This window comes from Mucilaginibacter phyllosphaerae (genome assembly GCF_004378255.1).
GTDB lineage: Bacteria > Bacteroidota > Bacteroidia > Sphingobacteriales > Sphingobacteriaceae > Mucilaginibacter > Mucilaginibacter phyllosphaerae.
The window spans coordinates 294,298-317,678 of sequence record NZ_SNQG01000002.1 but is presented as its reverse complement, the minus strand read 5'-3'; the positions used below and the strand labels follow the sequence as shown (position 1 = coordinate 317,678).

Sequence of the window (23,381 nt, the reverse complement as noted above, 5' to 3'; positions counted from 1 at the left end):
TGACCATAAATTTTTAGAAATGAAAAACTTCAAAATATTCTCAACCCTGCTTTTAACAACGGTTTTAATGGGGGCCTCGTCTTGTAAAAAAGAACTGGATGTTAAAAATCCAAACTCGCCTACCTTAGATCAGGGAAAAACCGAATCAGGTATTATTTCACTGGCTTCGGGCGGCGTTTATATTAGCGGCTTTAACGGCAGTAGCCCGTCTGTAACCAGCGGCTTAAACGCTTTAGGCGATAGTTATTTCTCTCAGGGTATTCAATTCCACGAATTACTTGGAGACAACATCGGAGCGGAAGCTTCAAACATCAATATCAATGTTGTAAACTTACCTGATTATGCCGTATTTGACGATGGCACTAAAGTATCTAACACCTCTCCTCAAAAATCGGTACTGCGTATCAGTAATACACGCGATAAGCGCCCCGCAAATGTATTTTACCTGGAGTGGACCTATATGTACGGATTAAATAATGCCTGTAACCAAGTTTTAGATCTTGTAGATGATATTACATTCAGCGGCGACGCGGATACCAAGAAAAACACCATTAAAGCCTGGTGCTACTGGTGGAAAGGTTTTGCCTACGCCAAATTAGGATCACTTTACTATGCAGGGATAATTAATAATACCGTAAACGGCGTTTCTGCTGCTTATGTAAATAGTGCCGCACTTATCACAGAATCTAATAAAAATCTTGATGCTGCATCAGCGTTACTAACCGGAATTACAAACGCAGGTGATTATGAGGCAGTGATGGGCAAACTGATTCCAAGTTTTGTGCAAACAGGAAATGGATCTGCCCCTACCCCGGCAATGTTTGTACATAGTATCAATTCGCTTAAAGCGCGTAATATTATAGCTAACAAAAAAGTTGCGGATATGACATCGGCAGATTGGGCTGCTGTACTTACTTTGGTAAACGCAGGTATAACCGCTTCCGATAATATATTTGCAGGCCGTACAGCCGTATCAAATGGTTTCTTTTCTGCAACCGGTGGTTCTGTTGCAGCCTTAAGTACCGGTACTCCTAAATCAAGTACATTTAAAATAAGCGAGCGCCTTATTCAAAGCTATCAAAGCGGCGACAAGCGTTTAAGCAACAATTTTAACGCCGTAACGCCTTACTTAAACCAGGTAGGTGGCTTTACTTTCAGCACCAGATGGCAATTGGTTGACGGAAGTAATAAGATGCCGGGCGTACAGGTGCTGAGTGACAGAACGCCGGGAAACTACCAGCTATACATTGGCCCTTCTTACGAGGAGAACGAACTGATGAAAGCCGAGGCGTTAATAAACACCGGCAATGTGGCTGCAGCTTTACAAAGTATAGATAATGTGCGTAACGCGCAGGGTGCAGGCCTATCGGCCTTGGCCGGCACAGGGTTAAACGCTGTGCAAGCAACAGCCCAGCTCAGAAGCGAACGCCGGGTTGCTTTAGTATTTAGGGGGCTGGCATTTTATGATGCCCGCCGGTATGGTATTACATACGATGTTTCTAAAGGCGGCGGCATAACCAAAGCTGTAGTTGTTAGCAGTACAGGTGTAGTAAACACAAATGCAACTATCAATTACAACTTTTTAGATTATTGGGATGTACCGGCTGATGAATTTGTACTAAACCCACCGGCTGCAGGTAGTGCTCCTATTAAAAACCCTGATTGATAACCCTATTTGTATCGTTCTTATATCAGTTAATATTTACACCCCAGGGCCGTGCACACAAATTGCACGGCCTTTTTATTTTGCATTTCCCACCTACGTATGAATGCCATTACCCGGCGGCTTATTTGAATTAACTTATAAATACTACACCATAATGCCTCAACGCATTACTTTACTTAATACGTTCAAAACAACACCTAAAGATCAACGTGATTGGTAACTGTTTACTTCACCGTTAGCTTAATAACCGTATCAACACCGTCCATAGCCAGCCCTGCGGTATAAATAAACACACCTTCTGGCTGCTGTTTAAACTTAACGGGGCTGCCGTTACTTAACAACACAGCATTAGTTACCTTATCTTTAAACTGCGGGATGAAGATGTATGGGCCACCCTGTGGCGTAGTAATGTGCACATACCTGTTTTTAGCCTTAACCGTTACCACGCCCCAGGATTGTGGCGACATGCTGCTACCACGGGTACCATAAATACTTTCGCCATTTTTTTTAACCCATGCACCTACAATAGCCATCGTATCTGTAAATTCCGGCTGGATCTTGCTGTTTGGCATCGGGCCGATGTTTAATAAAAAGTTTGCATTGCGCCCGGCAGCATTTACCAGGTAATGGATGATCTGTTTATACGATTTAAAATTACGATCGTTTATATTAAAGCCCCAGCTGTTATTGATGGTTTCGCAGGTTTCCAGCGGTAATGTGCCAATTTTTGATTCACCGCTGAAGCCCGTGGTGTTATTGCCCGGCAAATCCTTTTCAAACATCTGGAAATCCTCCCCATCCTTCGGCTCCAAATGGTGGTTATTACCTACCATTATAGCAGGGTTCAGTTTATGAATTAACCCGTAGATCTCATCGTAGTGCCAATTAGCGTTTACACGGTCCCAGCCGCCGTCAAACCAAATGCCTTTTACACCGGGGTACTTTGTGATCAGTTCTGTTAGCTGGTCTTTCATAAATTTAATATAGCCGTCCCAATCACCTTTTACCGGCTTGCTATCCACAACCGGGCTGCCAAAAGCATAATCGGGCCTGCCCCAATCCAGCAGCGAATAATAAAAATGCAGTTCGATATCTTCCTTTTCGCATTCTTTGGCCAGTTCCATTAGGGGGTCTTTGTGGTAAGGCGTAGCATCTACAATGTTATAAGGCGACATTTTGGTACTATACATGCTAAACCCATCATGATGGCGGGAGGTAATGGTAATATATTTCATCCCTGCCTGTTTGGCAAAGGCAACCCATTCTTTAGCATTAAACTCCTGCGGGTTAAAAAAGCCTGCTAACCGCTTATAACTGTCGTATGGGATCTTTTTATCATGCATCACCCACTCGCCATCGCCCAGGATACTATAGATACCCCAGTGGATAAACAGCCCGAACTTCATATCCTGAAATTTTTGCCTTTGCGCCAGGTTCTGCGCAGCCGGGGTGTAAGTACCCTGCGCAGATAAAGTGCCGGCAGTAACCGCCAACAGCAGGGTTAACAGTAAAAATTGTTTTCTCATAAAATCAGGTAAGCAGATGTTATAGTTGAAAGATCTTATCCATTAAAACCCATTTTTCGCCGGCAAGGGCGCCCTTAATAGGCTGCTGATATTTCCACATCAGGTCTTCCCACTCCTGCACTTTGGTATTACCGGCATCCATTGCGGCTTTTTTTGAAAAGCTAAAATCGGCATCGGCCTCTATGATCATAAACAACCTGGCACCCTGGCGGTAAATCTCCATATTGGTAATGCCCGAAGCTGTAATACTGTTCAAAATTTCCGGCCACACCGCTTTATGATGTTCTTCATATTCGGCAATCAGTTCTTCATTATCTTTAAGATCAAGGGTAAGGCAATACTTTTTCATAGGCAGGGGGTTAGGCAAGATATGTTTTACAATTTAAATTACAAGTAAGTAAATGTTTACGGTAAATACAAGCGCATAGTGTTCATTAATTGCTGTTTTGCCGGTTTGGTAAATTTCATAGCTTAGTAATAATGAAAATGATGCCTTTGCAAACACCTCATCTAACCATCCGCAGGATAACAAACGATGACAGCGCCTTTATTTTTGAACTGTTAAATACCCCCACCTGGAAAGAATTTATAGGCGACCGCAACATTAACAACCTTGATGATGCTTTAAATTACATTAAAAATGTGCCCCTTAGCATTTATGATAAGCATGGCTTTGGCCCCTGGCTGGCGGCACTTAAAGCAACCGGCGAACCTGTGGGTATCAGCGGGCTGTTTCAGCGGGTTTACCTGGATAAGCCCGACCTGGGCTTTGCCTTTATGCCCGGCTATGCCGGGCGCGGCCTGGCCTATGAAGCCGGCATGGCTGCCTTAAACTATGTAAAAGAGGCCTATAATGTTAACCAACTTTACGCTACTACATCTGATGCTAATTTACGTTCGCAGCGTTTGTTAGAAAAGTTAGGCTTTAAACACAATGGCAGGGTTACCACGCCAGAAAACGAAAACCTTTTGCTTTATACACTTAGTTTACAATAACATCATACAAACGTTACCTTGCATCAAAGCCCGGTTAACGCAGGTTTTTATAATTTTGCAGCATGTTAGATACGCGCAGGGATTTTCTTAAAAAAGCGGCCATGCTTGCCGGTACGGCAGGGTTAGCCAATATTTTACCGGCTTCTATCCAAAAGGCGATGGCCATAAACCCTTTGCCGGGTACCACTTGGGCCGATGCCGAGCATATCGTGCTGCTGATGCAGGAGAACCGGTCGTTCGACCATTGCTTTGGTACACTTAAAGGGGTACGGGGATTTAATGATCCGCGTGCTATTGACCTGCCCAACAGCAACCCGGTTTGGCTGCAATCTAACCAAAAAGGCGAAACTTACGCCCCTTTTCATCTGGATATCAAAAACACACGGTCTACCTGGATGAGTTCGCTGCCGCACAGCTGGAATAACCAGGTTAACGCACGCAACGACGGCAGGTTTGACCAATGGCTGAACGAAAAACGATCCGGCCATCAGGAGTATAAAAATATGCCCTTAACATTGGGCTTTCATAACCGTGGCGACCTGCCTTTTAACTATGCCCTGGCAGATGCCTTTACCGTTTGCGATCAAAACTTTTGCTCATCATTAACCGGCACAACACCCAACCGCCATTACTTTTGGACCGGCACCATCCGCAAGGAACAAAACGAATTATCCAGGCCAAATGTATGGAACGAGGATGCTGATTTTGAAACACTTAACTGGACCACCTTCCCCGAACGGCTGGAAGAAAACGGCATTTCCTGGAAATGTTACCAGAACGAGGTATCGGTAGGTGTTGGTTTTGAAGGCGAGGAAGATGCCTGGCTATCAAACTTTACCGATAATAATTTAGAGTTTTTTAAACAGTATAATGTAAAGCTGCACGATAAGCACATTACTTATCTTAAAAAGCAGCTGGTGTCCCTGCCTCAACAAATTACTGCAATACAAGCAAAATTAGATGGCCTGCAGGTAAATGACGCTAATGCAGTAAAGCTAAAAAAACAACTTAAACAGCTCAACAGCGAACTGGAAGGCATTAATAACAACAAAGCTATTTTAGAGCCGGGCGTATTTGATAAACTTAGCGATAAGGAAAAAAACCTGCATTTAAACGCTTTTACCACCAACAAAGCCGACCCTGATTACCACCGGTTAACTACGCTTAAGTATAATGACAACGGCGTAGCGCGCGAAATGCAGGTACCTAAAGGCGACGTATTATACCAATTTAGGCAGGATGTAAAAACGGGTAAGCTGCCAACCGTATCGTGGTTAACTGCGGGCGAGAATTTTTCTGACCATCCCGGCGCACCCTGGTACGGCGCCTGGTACACATCAGAAGTGTTAGACATTCTGACCCAAAACCCGGAGGTTTGGAAAAAAACCATCTTCATCCTTACCTACGATGAAAACGACGGATATTTTGACCATATACCACCTTTTACCGCCCCTCATTCGCACAAAAAAGGTACCGGAAAGGTATCTGATGGGATAGATACCCGCGTAGAGTTTGTAACCATGGAGCAGGAACAGGAACGCAAAAATTTCCCGAACAGTTACGAACGCGAAAGCCCGATTGGTTTAGGGTACCGGGTACCGATGGTAATCGCCTCGCCCTGGAGCCGCGGCGGGTATGTAAATTCTGAAGTTTTTGACCATACCTCTACCCTGCAATTTCTGGAAACTTTTCTGGCCAAAAAAACAGGCAAAAAAATAAAGGAACACAACATCAGCGACTGGCGGCGCACCGTTTGCGGCGACCTGACATCGGTGTTTCGCCCTTATAACGGCGAGAAATTTGCAAAGCCCGCCCCCTTAAAAAAGAACGATCTGCTGGAAGGCATCCATAAAGCGCAGTTTAAACAATTGCCATCCGGCTACAAAGCCTTTTCGGTAGATGAAGTTGCGGCTATTAAACAAAGCCCTGCTGCATCGCCCTACCTGCCTAAACAGGAACCGGGCACCAAACCAGCCTGCGCCCTGCCCTATGAGTTGTATGCCGATGGCAGCTTAAACGAGGATAAAACCGCATTCGAGGTAAAATTTAAAGCCGGTAATAAGGTTTTTGGCGACAAGGCAATTGGTGTACCGTTTAACGTTTATGCACCCGGCAGGTACGCCTCATTCAACGATCCGCAAAAAATGGAAGCCGTGCGTACCTGGAGCTACGCCGCCAAAGCAGGCGATACACTGACAGACGCATGGCCGCTTAATGAATTTGAAAACAGCAGCTACCACCTGCGCACCTACGGGCCAAACGGTTTTTACCGCGCATTTAAAGGCAACAGTAATGACCCCGGCCTGGGTATGGAATTTACGTATCAAACAGCGGGTAAAACACTAAACGGCAATGTAATGCTTAACTTTTGGCTTAAAGGCGGCAAAACGCCGCTAACGGTTGAGGTTACCGATAATTCTTACAAAACCGGCACTAAACAGTTAACAGTACAGCCGGAAAGCTTTGCACCGCAAACCATCCGGCTGGATCTGGGCAAGAGCCATAACTGGTACGATTTCAGCATCAAAGTAAAAGGTTTTGGCGATTTTGAAAAACGCTACGCCGGCCGGGTAGAAACCGGGCAGGCAGGCTTAACAGACCCGCTAATGGGCAGGGTTATTTAGTTACCCTGATTACTTCCATTTCCGTTACCTGCCTGCTGCGTGTAGCCTGGTTGAGGAAGGCAGGTTTTAAACGTGATACCCAATAACGCTGAAACGATGCCAGATGCGCTACCTGATAGCCTTTGGCGCTAAAAGATGCGGCTACTGTAGCAGTACCATAAAATATAAAAGGCGGTGCAGGCAGTTTACCGCTGCCATCTTCGGCAATTAGGTTTACAGGCTGGTTCAGGTAAAATTCCATAGGGTAATTGGCATCTTCCCAGCTTTGCACTACGGGCAGTTTTTGCGGGTTGTGCCCGTTTATCCAAACTGCGGCCTCGCTGCCTGCCTGGTACTTTAGTAACGACGGGTAGAAAACCAGGTTAAGATACAGGTTAACCACAAAGGCGGCAATCAATGTACGGAAGGCGGTTTGCCTGAAATCGGTACCGGCAAAGTTACCGGGTAAAAAAACCAACAAGCCCAGCCATATCAGCAGGGTAGCACCGTTATCCCATCTAAACTGGGTTGGCCTAAAAAAGTAATGTAAGGCTGCTATCACCAAAAGTAAAAGCACTACCAGGCCAATTTGTACAGCGCGTATCGTTTTGATGGTACGCCCCGGCTGTAGCCCAACCAGGTACTGCGCCGTTAGGATAGCAAAGAACGGGAACACGATATTGAGATAATGCGGCAGCTGAAACTTAGATGCCGAGAACAGCGCGAAGGTTAACAAAGCCCCGCTGATGCAAAGCCATTCGTGTTTTTGTACATTTTTAATACCTGTTTGAATAAAGTGCCATATAGCTGCAAACAGTATTAACGACCAGGGTAAAAAAGCCCAAAGAGTAGTATGCACAAAAAAGGACGGATCGCCATGCCCTTTAATGGGGCCGGTATTAAAAAAACGGCCAAACTGGCTATCCCAAAAAAAGAATTTGATGCCGGATACGCCCTGCCTGCCAAAAACAACTTTATCCGGATGCGCATCAAACTGTTGGTACAGGCAATAAATTTCGGGTAAAATAAAAATCAATATCAGCACGGCGGCCAGCAGCCAGCGCAGGTTAAAAAGCTGTTTCCATTGCCGGGTAATAACCAGGTGCCCGGCAATGGCGCCGCCTATGGGCACCAGCGCAAACATCCCCTTAGTCATGATAGCGCAGGCGGTAAAAAGGCATGCCAAAACAAGCTGCCCAAAATTGCCCCCGGTGTAAGCTTTATAAAAGTGATACACCGATGCTATAACAAGCCCGGTAAGATAAGGCTCAGCCCGTACATCATTATTTGATAGTATAATATGCTGCGCGGTAAGCAGTATCAATACCGACCATAGCGCAATTTGCCTGGTATAAAGCGCCTTTGCCAGCAAATAAGTGTATCCTGCGCCCATCAGCATAAACAAAATACCCGGCAGTTTATAAGCCCAGGTAGTAAAGCCAAAAAACTTAAAAAACATAGCCGTTACCCAAAACGGAAAGTGAGGCTTATCCAGCCAGTCGGCATTGTGTACAAACAGCTGCACATAATCGTTACGCTGCACCATGGTTTTGGCAATAACGGCATATAAGGTACCATCAGGCGCCAGTATGGGGATAAACAAGCCCGTAAAATTAAGCAGCACGGCCAAACCTATTAATAGATAAAGCCACTTAGTTTTTTGATCTGCCTGCTGCTGGTTCATTCGGGGGTAAAGTTAATGAGATAATTTGCGTGTAAAAGCAAATTATTAAAGTGGTTAAGCCCAATTAAAGCGCATGGGTTACGCCATAACAACATATTTTTTAAAATAGATTTAATATTTAAATTTATAGCAACTAATTAATATAGCTGCTATGAAGTACTTATTATCTATCATTACCTCTGTTATCACATTACTATCTGTATGGGGTTTTACTTTACCAAAGCAGTTAACATCTGCAGATATTATTAAAAAGATGTATGGCCGCTATCATAATAAATGGCATACATCCTTAACTTTTACCCAAACCACCGGCCGTTATCGTAACGATACTTTGGTAAAAACTGATGTTTGGCATGAGCGCATTGTTTACCCGGATATGCTGAGGATAGATTTTGACGATAAAAGTGGCAACGGGGTGATATACCGCGGAGATTCTTCTTACATCTTTCGTAACAACAAAGTGGTACGTGCCGCTAAAGACGAGAATGAACTGATATTTTTTTTAGGCGGGATGTATTTTAAACCCCTTGACCAGGTGATGACTCATTTTAACGAGTTACATTTTGACCTTTCTAAGGCGCATGAAAGTATGTGGAAAGGCAAACCTGTATATGTACTTGGTACGGCAACTGATGACGAAAAGCTAAACCAATTATGGATAGATAAGGATAAGCTTGTGGCCTTACGTTATTTTAAATTTGATACAAACGGCAAAATGGAAGCTACCTTTGAAGAGCACAAAATGATAGAAGGCGCCTGGAGCGAAACGCTTTGCAAATTTTACATGAACGACAAGCTTTTACAAACCGAAATTTACCATGATATACAGGCCAATAAACCTATAGCAAAAAGCGTGTTTAACCCGGCCATGATAGGTAAATAAACCGCGCTTTAGTTAATAACCCACAAATTCTTTTTGATGGATCACCACCTGGCCTTTGTTTTCGGTAGTGCTGATGGTCATGGTGATAAAGTAAAACTCGTTATCGAATTTGTAGATGTTATTAAGCTTATCCTGCCCCTGGAATTTCATAACCAGTTTAGCGCGCCGCGCCTGGGCTATCAGGTTAACAATATGCTGCGGATCGCGGGTATCATAGGTAACGGTACGCAAAACGGTACCGTTGGATAGGCGGGTACTCTCGCCAATGGTAATATTTTGCTCTTTAACCTTTGCAGATCTGGATCGGAAGTGCTCTATCTTTTTACCGTCTTTTTCTTCCAGGTACTGATGTTTAAAAACATCCCCCAGGGTAAGATAGGTATGCGCCTGTCCGTCGGTCAGGTTAGTCAGATTGGTCAGGTCAAAAAAAGAGATACTTTGCGCATGGGCACTTACAGCAAAGCAAAACAGTAAAACTATCAAACAAAACTTTTTCATTTATTACGTGGTAAACAAATATATATTATTTTTTGGTTTGAAACCGTTTATAGCAAGTTTGTGTTTGAATTTGCTGTAACAAATCATACAATATCCAGTCCATATATCAATAAAACATACGGTATTGTCGGCATTTAAAAAACTTCCGTTTTTTTCTGCGCTATCACAATATAGTTTTATGTTTTAAGTTGTTAGATGTATATTTGACAATTATTTACAGGTCGATGCCTTTTGTATTTAACTTACAGATAAATAACAGATTAGAAATAAAAACCGCAATGGTTATTATAAAGAGCTTGGATAAACAAACAGGTTATCTGAGGTTTAGTTGATCAGCATTATTTGAGAGATGATGTTGCTTGCGTTCCGGGGTGAGATACGGAACGCATTTTTTTTATCCGCATTACACTGATGATAATAGATATTACCGATGGTCTTTAAGCAATCAACCACTCACTATTCACCACTTACCACTCACTTCCCCCTATACATTGCCATCACCAGTAATACCATTCGGTTGTAGGTTTCAAGGCCCTGGGGCTGGTTATTCGCCTTTAAAAAGTAATCATAAAAAACACTGGTAATGGTATCTATCTTATTTTGGTAAGATAACCAGTACAGGCGCTCGGTTTTAAAATCGGCAAGCACGGCCGGAGAAATGCGCTGTTTAAGTTGTTTAAACATCACCGTATCTGTGTAGCGCGCGGTATGCATAAATTCATTCACGGCCAGGTTATACGCCGAGTAGCGCAGCAGCCTGTCGGTAGTACCGGTTGCGGCTAAAAAGCCCACAAAGTTGGCCTCATCTTCGGCACCGTACCCCATCTGGTGGCTCATTTCGTGGCAGGCCACAAAAGGGCGGTTAAACACAGGCATCTGGTAGTTCATTTGCGCTTCGCCGGTAAAAGGGTTGTAATAACCGGATGTACCAATGTAGTTTAGCAAAGGCGTAAGCAGCGAGGGTTTGATGCGCGGGCTGTAGGTACTAAAATCTTTTGACGTAGCCGAAAGTTTAACTACCGCTTTAAAGGCTGTGCCGTATATCGAATCGTTATTTTGCTTCAGATCGGCACCGGTTACCCTTGCGCGGGTGGCATTTGCGCTGTCGATAAGCAAATTGGTAACCCGTTGCAATTCGGCTTTGGTGTAGGTACTGTCGCGCAGGTTTAAACGCTCGCCTGCCGGGGGGCGAAAATAGTTTAATCCCCAAAAAAGATAAAATATAAAGATGCCGGCCATTACGCCTGTTATGATGCGGGCAGTAAAAATGCCGGCTCTTAAAAACTGTTTTTTAAAGCATAGCGATACCAGCCTTATCAGCGCGTAAATAAGATAACCGATTACAAGCAGGTAAGCAACATCGCCAAAACTAAAGGGCAGCCAATTAAAAGCGGGGTGCAGTATCTGGCAAATAACCGGGTAAAAACCCTGCGAGTAATATTTTTCTATCATCTGCGGATGATCAGAAAATACCAGTAACAAATTTATAGCCAGTATAATACCCAATATAATAAGGCACTGCCGGGCCAGGGTTTTTCTGATTTTTTGCTGCTGCATCACTGCGGTAAATATACTGTTTAAAGCAAATGCTGAAATTCCCTATCGCTAAATAAAACGCAACAAAAAACCCCGGCATAAACCGGGGTTCTAAACAAAAAGTTATTAAAAATTACTTTATCATAACCGGTACCGACAATGTATCCCAGTTTAAAGAAAAGCCTTTACTATTTATTTTGTAAACCAAACGCTCGCTCATTTTTGATTTTACTGCCTTTGCGGTTACCCTTAAAGCATCCTGCGCCTCATCATATTTATAAGCGCCCCATTGCTTGGCCACTTTGTTAAATATAATCGTCCAGCTGGTAGCAGTCGGGATCACAAAAAAACCGTAAGTACCTGCAGGTAGTTTTTTACCCTGTACCATAATATCTTTAGTTGTGGTAAATGTGGTAGCCTCGTTTGCACCGGCGCGCCATACTTTATCAAATGGCACTAATTCGCCATATACTTTACGGCCTTTAACAGCGGGGCTGCCGTAGTTTATAGTTACGGTTGAAGCGCCTATTTTTGCACTAACGCTATCGCGCGGGCTTGGTACAGGTTTATCCTGGGCAAAAGTAACGGCTGTAAACAGCATAGCAAATGCAAACAGCATTGCTGCCTTTAAATGAATTGTTTTTTTCATGATGATGGATATAAGATAGTTTATGGCAATAAAGATAGCCGATAAACTTACAACATCTAAAAAAATTATTATGCCGGCCGCAACTCATAAAACTTTCACCCATACAGCGTGTTATATAAGCTGAATTCACATTGCAGTTAGGAATAGACCGAGAGGTTTAAACAATTGTTGTGAGTTTTTGGCCTCTGCCCTTGCGGGCAGGGGTTTTTTTGTGCTTTGCAGCCATAAAATTTAGATACCATTAAAGCTATATTTGTGGCCAGTGATGACCAACAATTACAAACCTTTTTACCTGCTGATATTTGCACTGGCGCTGCTGGTTAGTTTTGCCGGCATCACAACCGATTTTTTTACCGACGACCAGGGCTTGTATGCTGCCATTGCCAAAAGCATGGTGCACCGCAATGACCTGCTGCAGCTTTTTAGCTATAACCGCGACTGGCTGGATAAGCCGCATTTCCCGTTTTGGACTACGGCTGTCAGCTTTAAGTTATTGGGCATTAGTGTTTGGGCATACAGGCTGCCTGCCCTGCTGTTTTTTTTGCTGGGCTTGCTTTATACCTACCTTTTTGCCCGCCGCTTTTACACCAAAGAAATTGCGCTTACCGCGGTTTTAATACTGATGACGGCACAGCACATCCTGCTATCAAACCTGGATGTACGGGCCGAGCCTTACCTGATGGCCTTAATTATCGGCAGCATTTATCATATCAGCCGCTATAGTGATAAAACTGCATTTAAACACCTGCTGCCGGCTGCGCTGCTTACCGCCTGCGCCATCATGACCAAAGGCGTGTTTGTAATTGTAGTGATATACGGCGGCTTGCTGGGCCAGCAGCTATTTCAAAAAAAGTTTTTACACCTGTTTTACGGTAAATGGCTGCTGCTGTATGTGCTCACCTTTATTTTTACCCTGCCGGAGTTTTACGCCCTTTACATTCAGTTTGACCTGCACCCCGAGAAGCTGGTTTTCGACAGACACCAGGTAAGCGGGATCCGCTGGTTTTTGTGGGATAGCCAGTTTGGGCGGTTTGCCAATAACGGCCCTATCAAGCAAAAGGCATCGGGCGATGTTTTCTTTTTTTTACATACCCTGCTGTGGGCGTTTTTGCCCTGGTGCCTGCTGTTTTACTACTCGGTTTATAAAAGCATTAAAAAGATATGGCATAAGGTTGCCCTGCCAGAGTATTATACCTTAAGCGGCGGCTTACTTTTACTGGCATTATTTTCCCTTTCGCGTTTTCAGCTGCCGTTTTATACCAACATCCTGTTCCCGCTGTTTGCCATTATTACGGCGCCATATTGTTTTGTGCAGTTAAGCCGCGCTGGCGAGATCTACAGGCGGGTGGCACTTTGGCTGTTTGTAATAACCTTGCCGATAGTGGTGATCATCATCCACATCTATTTAAAACCGGCATCGCCCCTATTATTTATTACTGATCTGGCCGTGTTTGGCCTGCTTGCGGCATTCATCATCATAAAAATAAAGCAAGCCGGCTACAGGGTATTTTTGTTAACCTGCTGTGCCGTGCTTTTTGCCAATTTCTATTTAAACACGGTGATGTTTCCCACCATTGCATCCTACAACGGGCAGGTAAGCGCGGGTAAATACATTAACCAACCGCAGTTTACAAATGCCCGTATTTATACGCTAAGGCCGTCAAATAACATCTTCCAGTTTTACTGTAACCAACCGGTTGATCTTGTAGCGATAGCCGATTTTGAAAAATTCCCGGCAAACAAGCAGGCAATCTTTTTTGCAAGCCAGGCGTCGCTGGATGAGCTGGCAAGCAACAAAGCCGGTTTCAGGATAATTAAAGCCTTTACTGATTATCCGCAAGAAAACATATTGCCTGCATTTATCAACAGCGCAACACGCAGCAAGGTATTGTCGCGGGTATATCTTATCAGCCGCTAAACAGCCGCGGCTAATTACAACCCGCTAATATTCCTTTAGCTCTTCCCAGTAAACGGTACCCTGGTAAATGCCGTTTTTTATGGCAACCTGGCATTTAATTTTATCCAGCTCGGCTTTCAGCTCTTCGGGAGTATGGGAGGCACTTAACGATGTGTAGTAAATTACATACCCAGTCTTACTGTTTATGAATTTATAGTGTTTGTCAGCAGTATTCATAACGATAATGCTTTTTGATATCATTATAATAATACTATATAACGCAGAATTGTTTTAAAATTACCTCCCGGCAGATTCGGCAGGCAGATTGCCATTTTCTTCGTGGCCTTCCTTCTCTTTTTCTTTAGAAAACTCCAGCTTACCAAACTTATAACTCAGCGTAATACCAAACGAACGGAACGGCAGCTGCCTGATGGTTGACTGGTTAAAGCCCGGCCCCCTGGTAACCGATTCCTGGTTAATATACCGGCTAAAGGCATTGTTGGCCACCAGGCCTATACTTGCCTTTTTATCCCAAAACTGTTTACGCACGGCCATGGTATAAAAAAAGAATTTTGGGCGGTTACCCTGCAACGTACGGGTTGATGAATTATAGTTGCCAAATGCCTCGGCCATAAAATTACCTGCAAACTGGTAGCTGGCATTTAAATTTACACGGTATTGCAAAGCCTTTATAGAATCTATCCCAGGCGCTTTATTGGTACGCTGCACTAAAAACATATTACTGCGCAAATTCAGTTTACTGGTAACCGGCACAGATATAAAAATGTTACCCCCCAAAGATGCCTGAATACCCAGGTTAGCCCGCTGTGTAAGCAGCACGTTGGTGTATTCCTTGCCGTTAATGTCCAGCTCATCATAACGGGCAGCAAATTGTTGTATATCATCCGTATTGTGCCTGTAAAAACTCCCGATATAAAAATTAGCCCCGCTGTTAAACGATCTGTTGTAACCCAACTCAAAGCTGTTACTTTTTTCGGGCTTCAGGTTTGGGTTACCGGTGCTGATGTTGTTTGGGTCGCTGATGTTGTAAAACGGGTTGATCTCGCCGTAATCCGGGCGCTCTATACGGTACGAGTAGCTTAACTTGATACTTTGCGTACCACCAATTTTATGTGATATAACCGCCGACGGCGCAAGCGTATTGTAACCGGGGATGGTAACGCCGCTAAAATCGGTACTGGTGGTGGTATATTCATTACGCAGGCCAAGTTTCACATCTAAAAACTTATTAAATAAGGATGATGAAGTAGAAAGGTAAGCCGCATAAATATTGCGTTTATAATTAAAGGTGTAGCTTTGGTCGGCGTTATTTACATAGTTGCCGCCTAACAAGGTATCGGTAACTGTAGTGTTCTTCAGATCTTCAATTACGGCTTTTGCGCCACCTTCAATCGTAAATGTTTTGGTGATGGGGTGCGTATAATCTATGGATATATTGGTTTCACGGTCGTTACCCGGGTTATTGCCCCTTATACCTGTTGTTTCCCTGGGGTCGTTTAAATAATCCTGTGTCTGCAGGTAATTAGCGGTGTTTTTACTGTTACTGGTGGTAACTAAAAAGTCCAGTTCCTGCCCTTCCTTTTTAAAGTTCTTTTTATAACTCAGGCTCAGATCTGTAGAGTAGGCGCTAAACCTGCTATCAGAATTGCGCAGGCTAATCAAATCTGATAATATGTCGCCTGATGTAAAATCTTTAAGCGTTTGCTGCTGGCTGGTAATGCCGTTGCTATGGTTGCCAAAATGGTCAAACCCTACAGAAGCGGTTAATTCATCCTTTGGCGTAATGCTCCAGTTAAAGTTTAAGCCCGATTGATAGCCGCTGCGCTTGGTATCTGCGCTGCCTTGCTGAAACAGGCGGGTAACATCGCCGTTGCTGCCGGTTGATGTACGGTTGTTGGTGTTTAAAACAGTGGTATTAAGCTGGGCATTCCCGCTAAAAAATGCATTAACCCCAAAGTTTCCCTTCCGCGCATTCAGGTTAAAAGAGCCATTCTCCTGGCGGGTGGCTGCGGTAAGGTTAACACTGCCGTTGATGCCCTGCACCTTGTTATCTTTTAAAATAATGTTGATGATTCCCCCTGTGCCTGCCGCATCATATTTAGCGCCGGGGCTGGTTATCACTTCAATACTTTTTATCTGGCTGCCGGGTATGGCCTGCAGGGCATCGGCAAGGCTTGCGCCAAAAATGCTGCTCGGTTTGCCGTTTATTAAAAACCGGATATTAGCGTTTCCCTGCAACTCTACATTACCATCAATATCAACCGTTACCTGGGGCACTTTTTTTAGCACATCAATGGCGGCACCACTTTGGGCGGTCAGGTCATTCTGGGCGTTGTAAACCATTTTATCAATACGGTTTTCAATAACCGGCGCTTTGGCAACAATTTCTACCCCCTTAAGCTGGTTTTGTACCGGCTGCAGTAAAATAATGCCCAGGGCCATCGTACCCCCATCGGTCACTATAACATGTTCTGCAGTGTAGCGCTTATAGCCCAAAAAGTCAATGGTAAGGCGGTAATCTCCGGCAGGTACGCTACCTATAATAAAGTCGCCCTTAGGGTCGGTGCTGATGCCGTTGAAAGGGCTGGTGCTGCCCTGCTTAAATAACGATACGGTAGCATAGTCTACCGGTTGCCTGGTGCCCGAGTCTGTAACCTTGCCGGTTATTTTACCTTTATCACCGGCCGTTTGTGCGTTACTGTTTAATGCGGCCAGTATCAGAATTATAAAAAAATATCGCATGGAATTACCTCGGTTATGATCAGAACGGCAAAGCTGCCCGAAAACTTTGAATTAACAGAACAGATTTCATAATTGTTACATTTACAGCATGTAACAATTGTGACGGTATAACCGGTAATACGAGTAAAGGTTGTATAGTAGATAGCTAAAATTACGGCGTATTTTATTCGAATGATTTAAATTACTACAAATTAAATTTATTATTACGATATTCGATTTAACAATCATCAAAAGAAATAAATTTCCCAATAGTTAACATCAATGGGTATTTCTATTAAGAATTTGATGAATTTTCACAATAAAACCAATTTTTTAACACGTTATTCTTATCTTCATCGTTTTAACCCTAATATGAAAAAAACGGATTTTGTTTATTCCAGCGAATCAGAGCCGCACCGTATCAGAACCAAAAAGATACTGAAGCAGTTTCCGCAGCTAAGGAATTTAATAGGAAAAAACCCAAAAACCATTTGGGCTATAATTGGCCTGGTGGCATTTCAGGTAGTACTGGCCTGGTTTCTGCGCGATCAGTCTTGGTGGCTGGTATTTGGTGCAGCCTATTTGTTAGGCGCATTTGCAGACCACGCACTGTTTGTAATGATCCACGAGTGTACCCATCAGCTGTTGTTTAAAAACCGCAACGCTAACAGATGGGCATCTATGTTTGCCAACCTGCCGCAAATACTGCCAAGCGCAATCTCTTTCGAAAAATATCATATCAAACACCACTCTTTTCAGGGAATCCATGAGCTGGATGCCGATCTGCCAAACCGTTGGGAGGCAAAGCTGATCAGCAATTCGTTCCTGGGTAAAGCTTTGTGGCTGCTGTTTTTCCCGGTGTTTCAGTTATTCCGCTTGTCGCGCCTGCGCGAGATCCATCCTTTTGACGGCTGGATCCTGACCAACTGGGTGCTGCAGATAGCCTTTACTGTTGTTATTTATCAATTTATGGGATGGCATGCCTTAGCTTTCCTGCTGTTAAGCTTCTCCTTCTCGGTAGGCTTGCACCCACTGGGCGCCCGCTGGATCCAGGAGCATTACTTAACCCACAGTGTTGAGCAGGAAACGTACAGCTATTACGGTAACTTTAATGCGGTTGCTTTTAACGTAGGTTTTCATAACGAGCATCATGATTTTCCTTCTATCCCCTGGAACAGGCTACCGGAGATAAAAAAGACAGCCCCCGAGTATTACGATACCTTATACTACCATACCTCGTGGACCAAGCTGTTCTTCCAGTTTTTGTTTGACAGGGAGATCTCGTTATTTAACCGGATACTGCGTAAAGAGCGTGGTAAAGTGGCTATTACCGATGTATCAAAACCTGATGCTGAAATGAGTTTTGCCAAAGACGGCCAGATGGCCCCGCAAAACGCATAATTGTCAGTTTAAAAGCATAAAAAAACGGCTCATAATAATATGGGCCGTTTTTTGTTTATAGGTAAGTTATGTTTAAAAGTAAGGCTTTAAAAATATTTGTACCCATATTATGCCTGGCATTCATAGCGGCCTATGCCAAGCACCGCTTAATTGATAGTAAGCACCTGCCCGAAAGCCATTTATACTCTAAAGAAATGGATGAAACATCGGGGTTGGCAGCATCGGCTATTAGCCCGGATATTTATTATGCCCATAACGACAGCGGCGACACCAGCCGTTTTTTTGCCATTACTGCCGATGGCAAGCTAAAATCTACCATCTACTTTGGCGGCGACCACATCAGGCCCGTGCGCGATTGCGAAGATATTGCCGTTGGCCCCGGCCCTGTTAAAGGCAAAAGTTATGTTTACATTGGCGATATTGGCGACAACGGCTCATCCAGAAGCTTTATAGTTGTTTATCGCGCCCAGGAAAACAAAAAATGGGCAACAGACAGCCTGATGCATATCCTGCCGGTGCAACTCAACGTAAAATATCCCGACGGCCCTAAAGATGCCGAGGCTATGGCTATAGACCCTATTCAGAAACTGCTTTACATTATTACCAAACGCCGTGATAGTGTTGGCGTATATACAACACCGCTTAATTATAAAGCCAATGATACTGTAACGCTTACGTTTAGGGCCAGGCTGTTTTTTAAAGGCTTAAAACCTTTTAAATGGATAACTGCGGCAGATATATCGCACGATGGGCAACAAATTCTGGTAAAAAGCTACGAGAAGGTTTATTATTGGAAACGGCAGGCAAATGAGCCTGTATGGCAAACCCTTCAACGCAGCCCGCGCGAGCTAACCTACAAACAGGAAAAGCAGGGCGAGGCTATTGCATTTACCCCGGATGGAAAAGGTTACTACACCACCAGCGAGGGTATTTACGCGCCCATATATTACTATCAGACCCCGGGCAATTAAAGCCCTTTGATCAGTTTTTTAAAGTTTACCTTTTCAAAATCAAATTCAAGGGTGCGTTCTGTTTTGCAATTGTTAACTATCATATCGTAACTGGCGGCATGTTCTTTGGCCACAAACAGCCGATACCTGTAATCTAAAGGTAAGGACCTGTCTTCCCAAACGGTTATCCAATTTTTAGGGTCGATAACATAAATAGTGATATTTGAAGACCGTACAAACTGGTAAAACGGCATTGATACCAGGTTATACTTACGATCGGTTTGCTTTTTAAAATCCAGTATCGGCTTTGGGTCGGGCCCATCGGCGTTATAATAGTTAAGCGTGCTATCGGTTAAGTGCCTTATACCTGCATTGCCCCAGTTACAGGGTGCATATAAATAATATTTGCCTTTATATAAATTAAGGGGCAACCAATCATTTGGCAAACCCTCCAGATCATATTTTTTAAGCGGCTTGCGGTTACGGATCTTGAGGACCCTGTAATTTGCCTTGTAAGCGACACTGTCGTTATGGTCATATTTAAAATCGAGTAACGCTTTATAAACCCTGGCATTTCTATCCTTCTCTATATAAACGGCATGGTAAAAATCCTTCCCCTTTTCTTTTACTATAAAAGCTGTATCAGCGGCTGCAGTTGTTTTTGCCGGTACTTTTAAAGCCGGGCCGGCTTTTTTATCGGGGCCTTTACAGGCAGCCAGCAATATCAGCAGGTATATAAGCTTCTTCATTCTTAAATATAGGTGTTTTTTGTTAATTATTTACCTTAACCGTACCGGTGTAATCGTTCAAATAATCGCGCGGGGCCTTGCCTACAATGTTTTTAAACACATAATTAAAATTGGTTATGCTGCTAAAGCCACAACTATAGGCAACATCGGCAATACTGTTTAGATCGCCATTGGCCAGCAGTTTGCAGGCATGGCCCACCCTAACCTTATTTACAAACGCAGTGAATGTAACGCGGGTATGCTTTTTAAAATACCGGCAAAAGGCATTAGGGGTTAAATGTGCCTGGCGGGCCACATCATCTAAAGTTAGTGTGCTGCCATAATTATGCATAATGTAATTATAAACCGATGCAATCCGCATACCCTCGGGGTCGGTCATATGTTGTACAAAATTTGCAGCCGATAGTTGCTGCATATCTTCTAAGGCAGCCATGGCGCCCAGCATCTCTACAAATGTTGCTATTTGCAGCGCACCTGTGCTATGCTGTATCTGTGCAATGTAGCGTATAAATGCGGCACTTAAACTAAGCGGTATTTTAAACCCGGCTTGCCCCTGGTTAAAAAACGATTTTACCAGGCCCATTTCGAGCAGGTTAAACATAGCTGCAAGCTCGCCTGCAGGGTCAAAAAAAACAGTCAGCGCTTCTGAGGTAAGTTGGCTGTTATCCTCAAAGTACTCGGGGCCGCTTTTAAATAAATGCGGCAGGTTTGCCCCCATTATAAAAATATCGCCGGCACTAAACGGGTGCATACTGTTCCCGGCCAGCAAGGTACCTTCTCCCTTTTTTATCCAGGTTATCTGTACCTCGGCATGGCGGTGCAGGTGCGGATAAAAATGCGGCAGCACTTCCTGCTGCACAATAATAGTTTTACCGGGCGGCACAGGAATGGTAAAAGGCAGTACTTTCATTTGGCACTTACTGTTTTATTGAATTATTGATTTATTGACAGACATTCGATTATATATATATATATCATTAATTATAATTAAATTTCTTCAGGATTTTAATCAATAACGCATTAAATCGATAATTAAATACTTTTTTTTGTTTGCGTGGCAACCTTTAGGCAACATCCATCGTGATGTATGCAGATAAGGTAAAATTTAAGGCAAACCGGCAACCCGATATGGGCGAAGAAGAACTACATCAACTGGTAAATGGCTGTTTAAAGGATGACAGGCTGAGTCAAAAGCTGCTGTATAAAGCGTTTTATGGGTTTGCTATGGGCATTTGTTTAAGATATGCTAACAACCGGTACGAGGCTTCGGAGATCATGAACCAGGGATTTTATAAGGTATTTAAAAACCTGGCCAAATTTGATACGGCCAAACCTTTTAAAGCCTGGCTTGGCCGCATTATGGTAAATACTGCCATAGATTATTACCGTGCTAACCTTAAAATTGCCTATACAGAAGAACTCGACAAAGCCGAACACATTAATGATAGCGAACATGCTGATAAAAATTTAGGTTACAACGAATTGCTGAATATGATAAATGAGTTACCCCGCGCCTACCGCACCATTTTTAACTTATTTGCGATTGAGGGTTACACGCATGAAGAGATAGGTAACATGCTTAACATTAGCCCCGGCACTTCAAAATCAAACCTGCATAAGGCACGCGAAAAACTAAAGCTTATGATAGCCGAAAGCAACCGGGTAACAGGCACCGCTAACCGGCAGGCAAATGATAATATCATATCTATAAACCAACACCATACCCCTAACCTGTCCGTATCGTTTATCAATAACGTAACCAAACGATGAAAGAGGAAAAAGAAGATAGTATTGATAAATTGTTTAGCCGCGGCCTTAGCGACCCCGGCGACAATGCATCATACCGTGAGCAGGATTGGGAAGCTATGGAGGCTATGCTTGACAGGGATAAGCCCAAAAGCATCGGGCGCAGTTTAATACCATTACTTTGTGCTGTTGCGGCTATGCTGTTGCTGGTTATTGGCTGGCTATATTTAAAGCCAAACACCATTCCCGGCAACTACACACAACAGGCGGCCAATAAAAAACAGCCGGTAAATAAAACCGCCGGTAAGTATAGCCTGCATGTGCAGCAACCGGCAGTATCTAAAAACAATGCGCTTTCGGTAAATAATAACAATGCGATAAGCGCGGGTAATATAGGCCGTAAAAACAATTCGTTATTCACCGTAACTGCTGCACCGGGCAGCCATATTGTTACAGGTACCCCTGGTTACCTGCCGCAGCATCCGCAAAAAAATAATGTACCCGATACAATTATTACCCCTACAGCCGCAAATACCATAGCTAAAGCAGATACCACCACTACTAATAGTACCACCATGCTGGCCGGTAATACAATAGATACTGCTGGCGTGGCTAAAAAACCTGCCCTGGTATCTGTGGTTGATGATGTTAAACCTGCATATAAAAAGCCCGGCAAGGCAAGTTTCCCGTCAACCGGGTATGCTTTCAGGCCAACGTTTGCATTAAGCTTAATAGCCTCGCCGGATATTAATAGTGTGCAGGGCTTTTCGCAAAACAAGGTGGGCACCAATGCGGGGCTTTTACTAACCGTGGGTGTATCGCGCAGGTTTACTGTTACCACAGGTGCCATATATGCCGACAAACCTTACATGACACCGTTTGCCAATTATGCAACGGCCTACAAGTTTGCTACCAACCCGCAAAGCGTTACTGCAAGCTGCACCGTGCTGGATATCCCCCTAAATATCGGCTACCAGGTTTACAGTAAGGGTGCTAATAAATTCAGCCTGGGCACAGGCCTCTCATCTTACTTTATGCTGCGCGAAAATTACATATACAACTATGCCGGCGGTTACCCGGACGGACCCGCAAGCTACAATATACGTAACCGTAATAAACACCTGTTAGGCGTGCTAAACCTTAACGCCACTTACCAGCGTGCCATAAGTTCAAAATTCGGGCTGGGTGTGCAGCCATATTTTAAACTGCCGCTTACTGGGATAGGCTACGGGCAGGTAAACTTAAAATCGGCAGGGGTTGCCGTAGGCGTATCATGGAATATTAATACAGGAATAAAACCTTAGCAAAAACATGAAATATATAGCAGTAATATTACTTGCCTGGTTCACGGTAAACCAGGCGGGGAAGGGTATCTATGTTTGTAAAAATGCAGCAGTAAGCCTTTATTCAAAGGCACCCATAGAGGATATTGATGCACGATCTGACATAGGCACATCGGTACTGAACATTGCAAACGGCGATGTAGCCTTTAGCGTTCCTATCCGCTCCTTTAAGTTTGATAAGGCCCTGATGCAGGAACATTTTAACGAAAATTATTTAGAGAGCGATAAATACCCGCAGGCCAGTTTTAAGGGTAAGCTTACAGAAAAACCCGACCTTACCAGGAACGGCACCTACCCCGTAACTGCAACCGGCGTATTTGAAGTGCATGGCGTAAAACAAAACCGCAGCATTACAGGCAAACTTATGGTAGCCAATGGCGCCATCAGCCTTACCTCAGAATTTATGGTAGCCTGTAAAGATCATCGGATAGAGATCCCTACCCTGGTATTCCAAAACATTGCAGAGAACATTAAAATTAAGGTTACCGCAGCTTATATCCCCTACAAATAAC

The 23,381-nt window shown here is 43.8% G+C and carries 20 protein-coding genes; 10 read left to right on the top strand and 10 right to left on the bottom strand.

The genetic code is table 11. From position 1 onward, the window contains the following. Positions 1–19: 19 nt before the first annotated feature. Entirely contained in the window at positions 20–1,666 is a 1,647-nt protein-coding gene (locus E2R65_RS06220; RefSeq protein WP_134335634.1) for a RagB/SusD family nutrient uptake outer membrane protein, read from the top strand. Between the two features lie 224 nt (positions 1,667–1,890). Here E2R65_RS06220 and E2R65_RS06215 read toward each other — a convergent pair whose 3' ends face one another. Both E2R65_RS06215 and E2R65_RS06210 read right to left on the bottom strand, forming a co-directional pair. Continuing rightward, positions 1,891–3,192 carry an alpha-L-fucosidase gene (locus E2R65_RS06215; RefSeq protein ID WP_134335633.1) on the bottom strand — a complete coding sequence of 434 codons (1,302 nt, stop codon included), beginning with the start codon at positions 3,190–3,192 and terminating at the stop codon, positions 1,891–1,893. 19 nt (positions 3,193–3,211) lie between these two features. Further along, entirely contained in the window at positions 3,212–3,541 is a 330-nt protein-coding gene (locus tag E2R65_RS06210) for an L-rhamnose mutarotase (protein ID WP_134335632.1), read from the bottom strand. 131 nt (positions 3,542–3,672) lie between these two features. Here E2R65_RS06210 and E2R65_RS06205 point away from each other — a divergent pair, with 131 nt between their 5' ends. Both E2R65_RS06205 and E2R65_RS06200 read left to right on the top strand, forming a co-directional pair. Continuing rightward, positions 3,673–4,188, top strand: coding sequence for a GNAT family N-acetyltransferase (locus tag E2R65_RS06205; RefSeq protein WP_134335631.1), 516 nt, complete (start codon positions 3,673–3,675; stop codon positions 4,186–4,188). Positions 4,189–4,250: 62 nt separating this feature from the next. Beyond that, on the top strand, positions 4,251–6,812 hold the full coding sequence (locus E2R65_RS06200) for a phosphocholine-specific phospholipase C (RefSeq protein WP_134335630.1): 2,562 nt from the start codon (positions 4,251–4,253) through the stop codon (positions 6,810–6,812). Here E2R65_RS06200 and E2R65_RS06195 read toward each other — a convergent pair. Beyond that, complete coding sequence (locus tag E2R65_RS06195; protein WP_134335629.1) at positions 6,805–8,475, bottom strand: ArnT family glycosyltransferase; 1,671 nt, start codon at positions 8,473–8,475, stop codon at positions 6,805–6,807. The genes E2R65_RS06200 and E2R65_RS06195 overlap by 8 nt on opposite strands. A 151-nt stretch (positions 8,476–8,626) precedes the next feature. Here E2R65_RS06195 and E2R65_RS06190 point away from each other — a divergent pair, with 151 nt between their 5' ends. Next, positions 8,627–9,358: a hypothetical protein gene (locus E2R65_RS06190; RefSeq protein WP_134335628.1), complete on the top strand. Its 732-nt coding sequence runs from the start codon at positions 8,627–8,629 to the stop codon at positions 9,356–9,358. 12 nt (positions 9,359–9,370) lie between these two features. On the opposite strand, the gene E2R65_RS06185 is transcribed toward E2R65_RS06190, so the two are convergent. The 3 genes from E2R65_RS06185 to E2R65_RS06175 all read right to left on the bottom strand — a co-directional run bounded on the left by E2R65_RS06185 (position 9,371) and on the right by E2R65_RS06175 (position 12,041). Beyond that, complete coding sequence (locus tag E2R65_RS06185; protein ID WP_134335627.1) at positions 9,371–9,856, bottom strand: hypothetical protein; 486 nt, start codon at positions 9,854–9,856, stop codon at positions 9,371–9,373. A 474-nt stretch (positions 9,857–10,330) separates the two neighbouring features. Further along, positions 10,331–11,413, bottom strand: a complete 1,083-nt coding sequence (locus tag E2R65_RS06180) for a DUF3810 domain-containing protein (protein ID WP_134335626.1) — start codon at positions 11,411–11,413, stop codon at positions 10,331–10,333. A gap of 112 nt (positions 11,414–11,525) precedes the next feature. After that, positions 11,526–12,041, bottom strand: coding sequence for a DUF2911 domain-containing protein (locus E2R65_RS06175; protein WP_134335625.1), 516 nt, complete (start codon positions 12,039–12,041; stop codon positions 11,526–11,528). Positions 12,042–12,306: 265 nt separating this feature from the next. Here E2R65_RS06175 and E2R65_RS06170 point away from each other — a divergent pair, with 265 nt between their 5' ends. Beyond that, on the top strand, positions 12,307–13,959 hold the full coding sequence (locus E2R65_RS06170; protein ID WP_134335624.1) for an ArnT family glycosyltransferase: 1,653 nt from the start codon (positions 12,307–12,309) through the stop codon (positions 13,957–13,959). 24 nt (positions 13,960–13,983) lie between these two features. Here E2R65_RS06170 and E2R65_RS06165 read toward each other — a convergent pair whose 3' ends face one another. Together E2R65_RS06165 and E2R65_RS06160 are read right to left on the bottom strand one after the other, a co-directional pair. Then, positions 13,984–14,175 (bottom strand): hypothetical protein, encoded by a 192-nt coding sequence (locus tag E2R65_RS06165; protein ID WP_134335623.1) that lies wholly within the window; start codon positions 14,173–14,175, stop codon positions 13,984–13,986. A 60-nt stretch (positions 14,176–14,235) separates the two neighbouring features. After that, complete coding sequence (locus tag E2R65_RS06160; protein ID WP_134335622.1) at positions 14,236–16,701, bottom strand: TonB-dependent receptor; 2,466 nt, start codon at positions 16,699–16,701, stop codon at positions 14,236–14,238. A gap of 351 nt (positions 16,702–17,052) precedes the next feature. On the opposite strand from E2R65_RS06160, the gene E2R65_RS06155 reads away from it, so the two are divergent. Both E2R65_RS06155 and E2R65_RS06150 read left to right on the top strand, forming a co-directional pair. Then, positions 17,053–18,081: a fatty acid desaturase gene (locus E2R65_RS06155; RefSeq protein WP_134335621.1), complete on the top strand. Its 1,029-nt coding sequence runs from the start codon at positions 17,053–17,055 to the stop codon at positions 18,079–18,081. Positions 18,082–18,149: 68 nt separating this feature from the next. Next, the gene (locus E2R65_RS06150; RefSeq protein ID WP_134335620.1) at positions 18,150–19,052 is read left to right on the top strand and encodes a hypothetical protein; all 903 of its coding nucleotides are present in this window, start codon (positions 18,150–18,152) and stop codon (positions 19,050–19,052) included. On the opposite strand, the gene E2R65_RS06145 is transcribed toward E2R65_RS06150, so the two are convergent. Together E2R65_RS06145 and E2R65_RS06140 are read right to left on the bottom strand one after the other, a co-directional pair. Beyond that, a complete protein-coding gene (locus E2R65_RS06145; RefSeq protein ID WP_134335619.1) occupies positions 19,049–19,780 on the bottom strand; it encodes a hypothetical protein in 732 nt (243 codons plus the stop codon). The genes E2R65_RS06150 and E2R65_RS06145 overlap by 4 nt on opposite strands. A gap of 22 nt (positions 19,781–19,802) precedes the next feature. After that, positions 19,803–20,690 (bottom strand): AraC family transcriptional regulator, encoded by an 888-nt coding sequence (locus tag E2R65_RS06140; protein WP_134335618.1) that lies wholly within the window; start codon positions 20,688–20,690, stop codon positions 19,803–19,805. 173 nt (positions 20,691–20,863) lie between these two features. Here E2R65_RS06140 and E2R65_RS06135 point away from each other — a divergent pair, with 173 nt between their 5' ends. From E2R65_RS06135 to E2R65_RS06125, 3 genes are read left to right on the top strand one after another with little or no spacing between them, the layout of a single operon-like run. Further along, on the top strand, positions 20,864–21,550 hold the full coding sequence (locus tag E2R65_RS06135) for an RNA polymerase sigma factor (protein ID WP_229704652.1): 687 nt from the start codon (positions 20,864–20,866) through the stop codon (positions 21,548–21,550). Continuing rightward, complete coding sequence (locus tag E2R65_RS06130; protein ID WP_134335617.1) at positions 21,547–22,830, top strand: hypothetical protein; 1,284 nt, start codon at positions 21,547–21,549, stop codon at positions 22,828–22,830. Before E2R65_RS06135 ends, E2R65_RS06130 begins: the two co-directional genes overlap by 4 nt. Before the next feature lie 7 nt (positions 22,831–22,837). Further along, positions 22,838–23,380 (top strand): YceI family protein, encoded by a 543-nt coding sequence (locus tag E2R65_RS06125; protein WP_134335616.1) that lies wholly within the window; start codon positions 22,838–22,840, stop codon positions 23,378–23,380. Position 23,381 lies beyond the last annotated feature (1 nt).

What these genes read in the sequence shown, in the direction of transcription:
- E2R65_RS06220 (WP_134335634.1), top strand. Translation starts at nt 20, where the DNA reads ATGAAAAACTTCAAAATATTCTCAACCCTGCTTTTAACAACGGTTTTA.
- E2R65_RS06215 (WP_134335633.1), bottom strand. Translation starts at nt 3,192, where the DNA reads ATGAGAAAACAATTTTTACTGTTAACCCTGCTGTTGGCGGTTACTGCC.
- E2R65_RS06210 (WP_134335632.1), bottom strand. Translation starts at nt 3,541, where the DNA reads ATGAAAAAGTATTGCCTTACCCTTGATCTTAAAGATAATGAAGAACTG.
- E2R65_RS06205 (WP_134335631.1), top strand. Translation starts at nt 3,673, where the DNA reads ATGAAAATGATGCCTTTGCAAACACCTCATCTAACCATCCGCAGGATA.
- E2R65_RS06200 (WP_134335630.1), top strand. Translation starts at nt 4,251, where the DNA reads ATGTTAGATACGCGCAGGGATTTTCTTAAAAAAGCGGCCATGCTTGCC.
- E2R65_RS06195 (WP_134335629.1), bottom strand. Translation starts at nt 8,475, where the DNA reads ATGAACCAGCAGCAGGCAGATCAAAAAACTAAGTGGCTTTATCTATTA.
- E2R65_RS06190 (WP_134335628.1), top strand. Translation starts at nt 8,627, where the DNA reads ATGAAGTACTTATTATCTATCATTACCTCTGTTATCACATTACTATCT.
- E2R65_RS06185 (WP_134335627.1), bottom strand. Translation starts at nt 9,856, where the DNA reads ATGAAAAAGTTTTGTTTGATAGTTTTACTGTTTTGCTTTGCTGTAAGT.
- E2R65_RS06180 (WP_134335626.1), bottom strand. Translation starts at nt 11,413, where the DNA reads ATGCAGCAGCAAAAAATCAGAAAAACCCTGGCCCGGCAGTGCCTTATT.
- E2R65_RS06175 (WP_134335625.1), bottom strand. Translation starts at nt 12,041, where the DNA reads ATGAAAAAAACAATTCATTTAAAGGCAGCAATGCTGTTTGCATTTGCT.
- E2R65_RS06170 (WP_134335624.1), top strand. Translation starts at nt 12,307, where the DNA reads ATGACCAACAATTACAAACCTTTTTACCTGCTGATATTTGCACTGGCG.
- E2R65_RS06165 (WP_134335623.1), bottom strand. Translation starts at nt 14,175, where the DNA reads ATGAATACTGCTGACAAACACTATAAATTCATAAACAGTAAGACTGGG.
- E2R65_RS06160 (WP_134335622.1), bottom strand. Translation starts at nt 16,701, where the DNA reads ATGCGATATTTTTTTATAATTCTGATACTGGCCGCATTAAACAGTAAC.
- E2R65_RS06155 (WP_134335621.1), top strand. Translation starts at nt 17,053, where the DNA reads ATGAAAAAAACGGATTTTGTTTATTCCAGCGAATCAGAGCCGCACCGT.
- E2R65_RS06150 (WP_134335620.1), top strand. Translation starts at nt 18,150, where the DNA reads ATGTTTAAAAGTAAGGCTTTAAAAATATTTGTACCCATATTATGCCTG.
- E2R65_RS06145 (WP_134335619.1), bottom strand. Translation starts at nt 19,780, where the DNA reads ATGAAGAAGCTTATATACCTGCTGATATTGCTGGCTGCCTGTAAAGGC.
- E2R65_RS06140 (WP_134335618.1), bottom strand. Translation starts at nt 20,690, where the DNA reads ATGAAAGTACTGCCTTTTACCATTCCTGTGCCGCCCGGTAAAACTATT.
- E2R65_RS06135 (WP_229704652.1), top strand. Translation starts at nt 20,864, where the DNA reads ATGTATGCAGATAAGGTAAAATTTAAGGCAAACCGGCAACCCGATATG.
- E2R65_RS06130 (WP_134335617.1), top strand. Translation starts at nt 21,547, where the DNA reads ATGAAAGAGGAAAAAGAAGATAGTATTGATAAATTGTTTAGCCGCGGC.
- E2R65_RS06125 (WP_134335616.1), top strand. Translation starts at nt 22,838, where the DNA reads ATGAAATATATAGCAGTAATATTACTTGCCTGGTTCACGGTAAACCAG.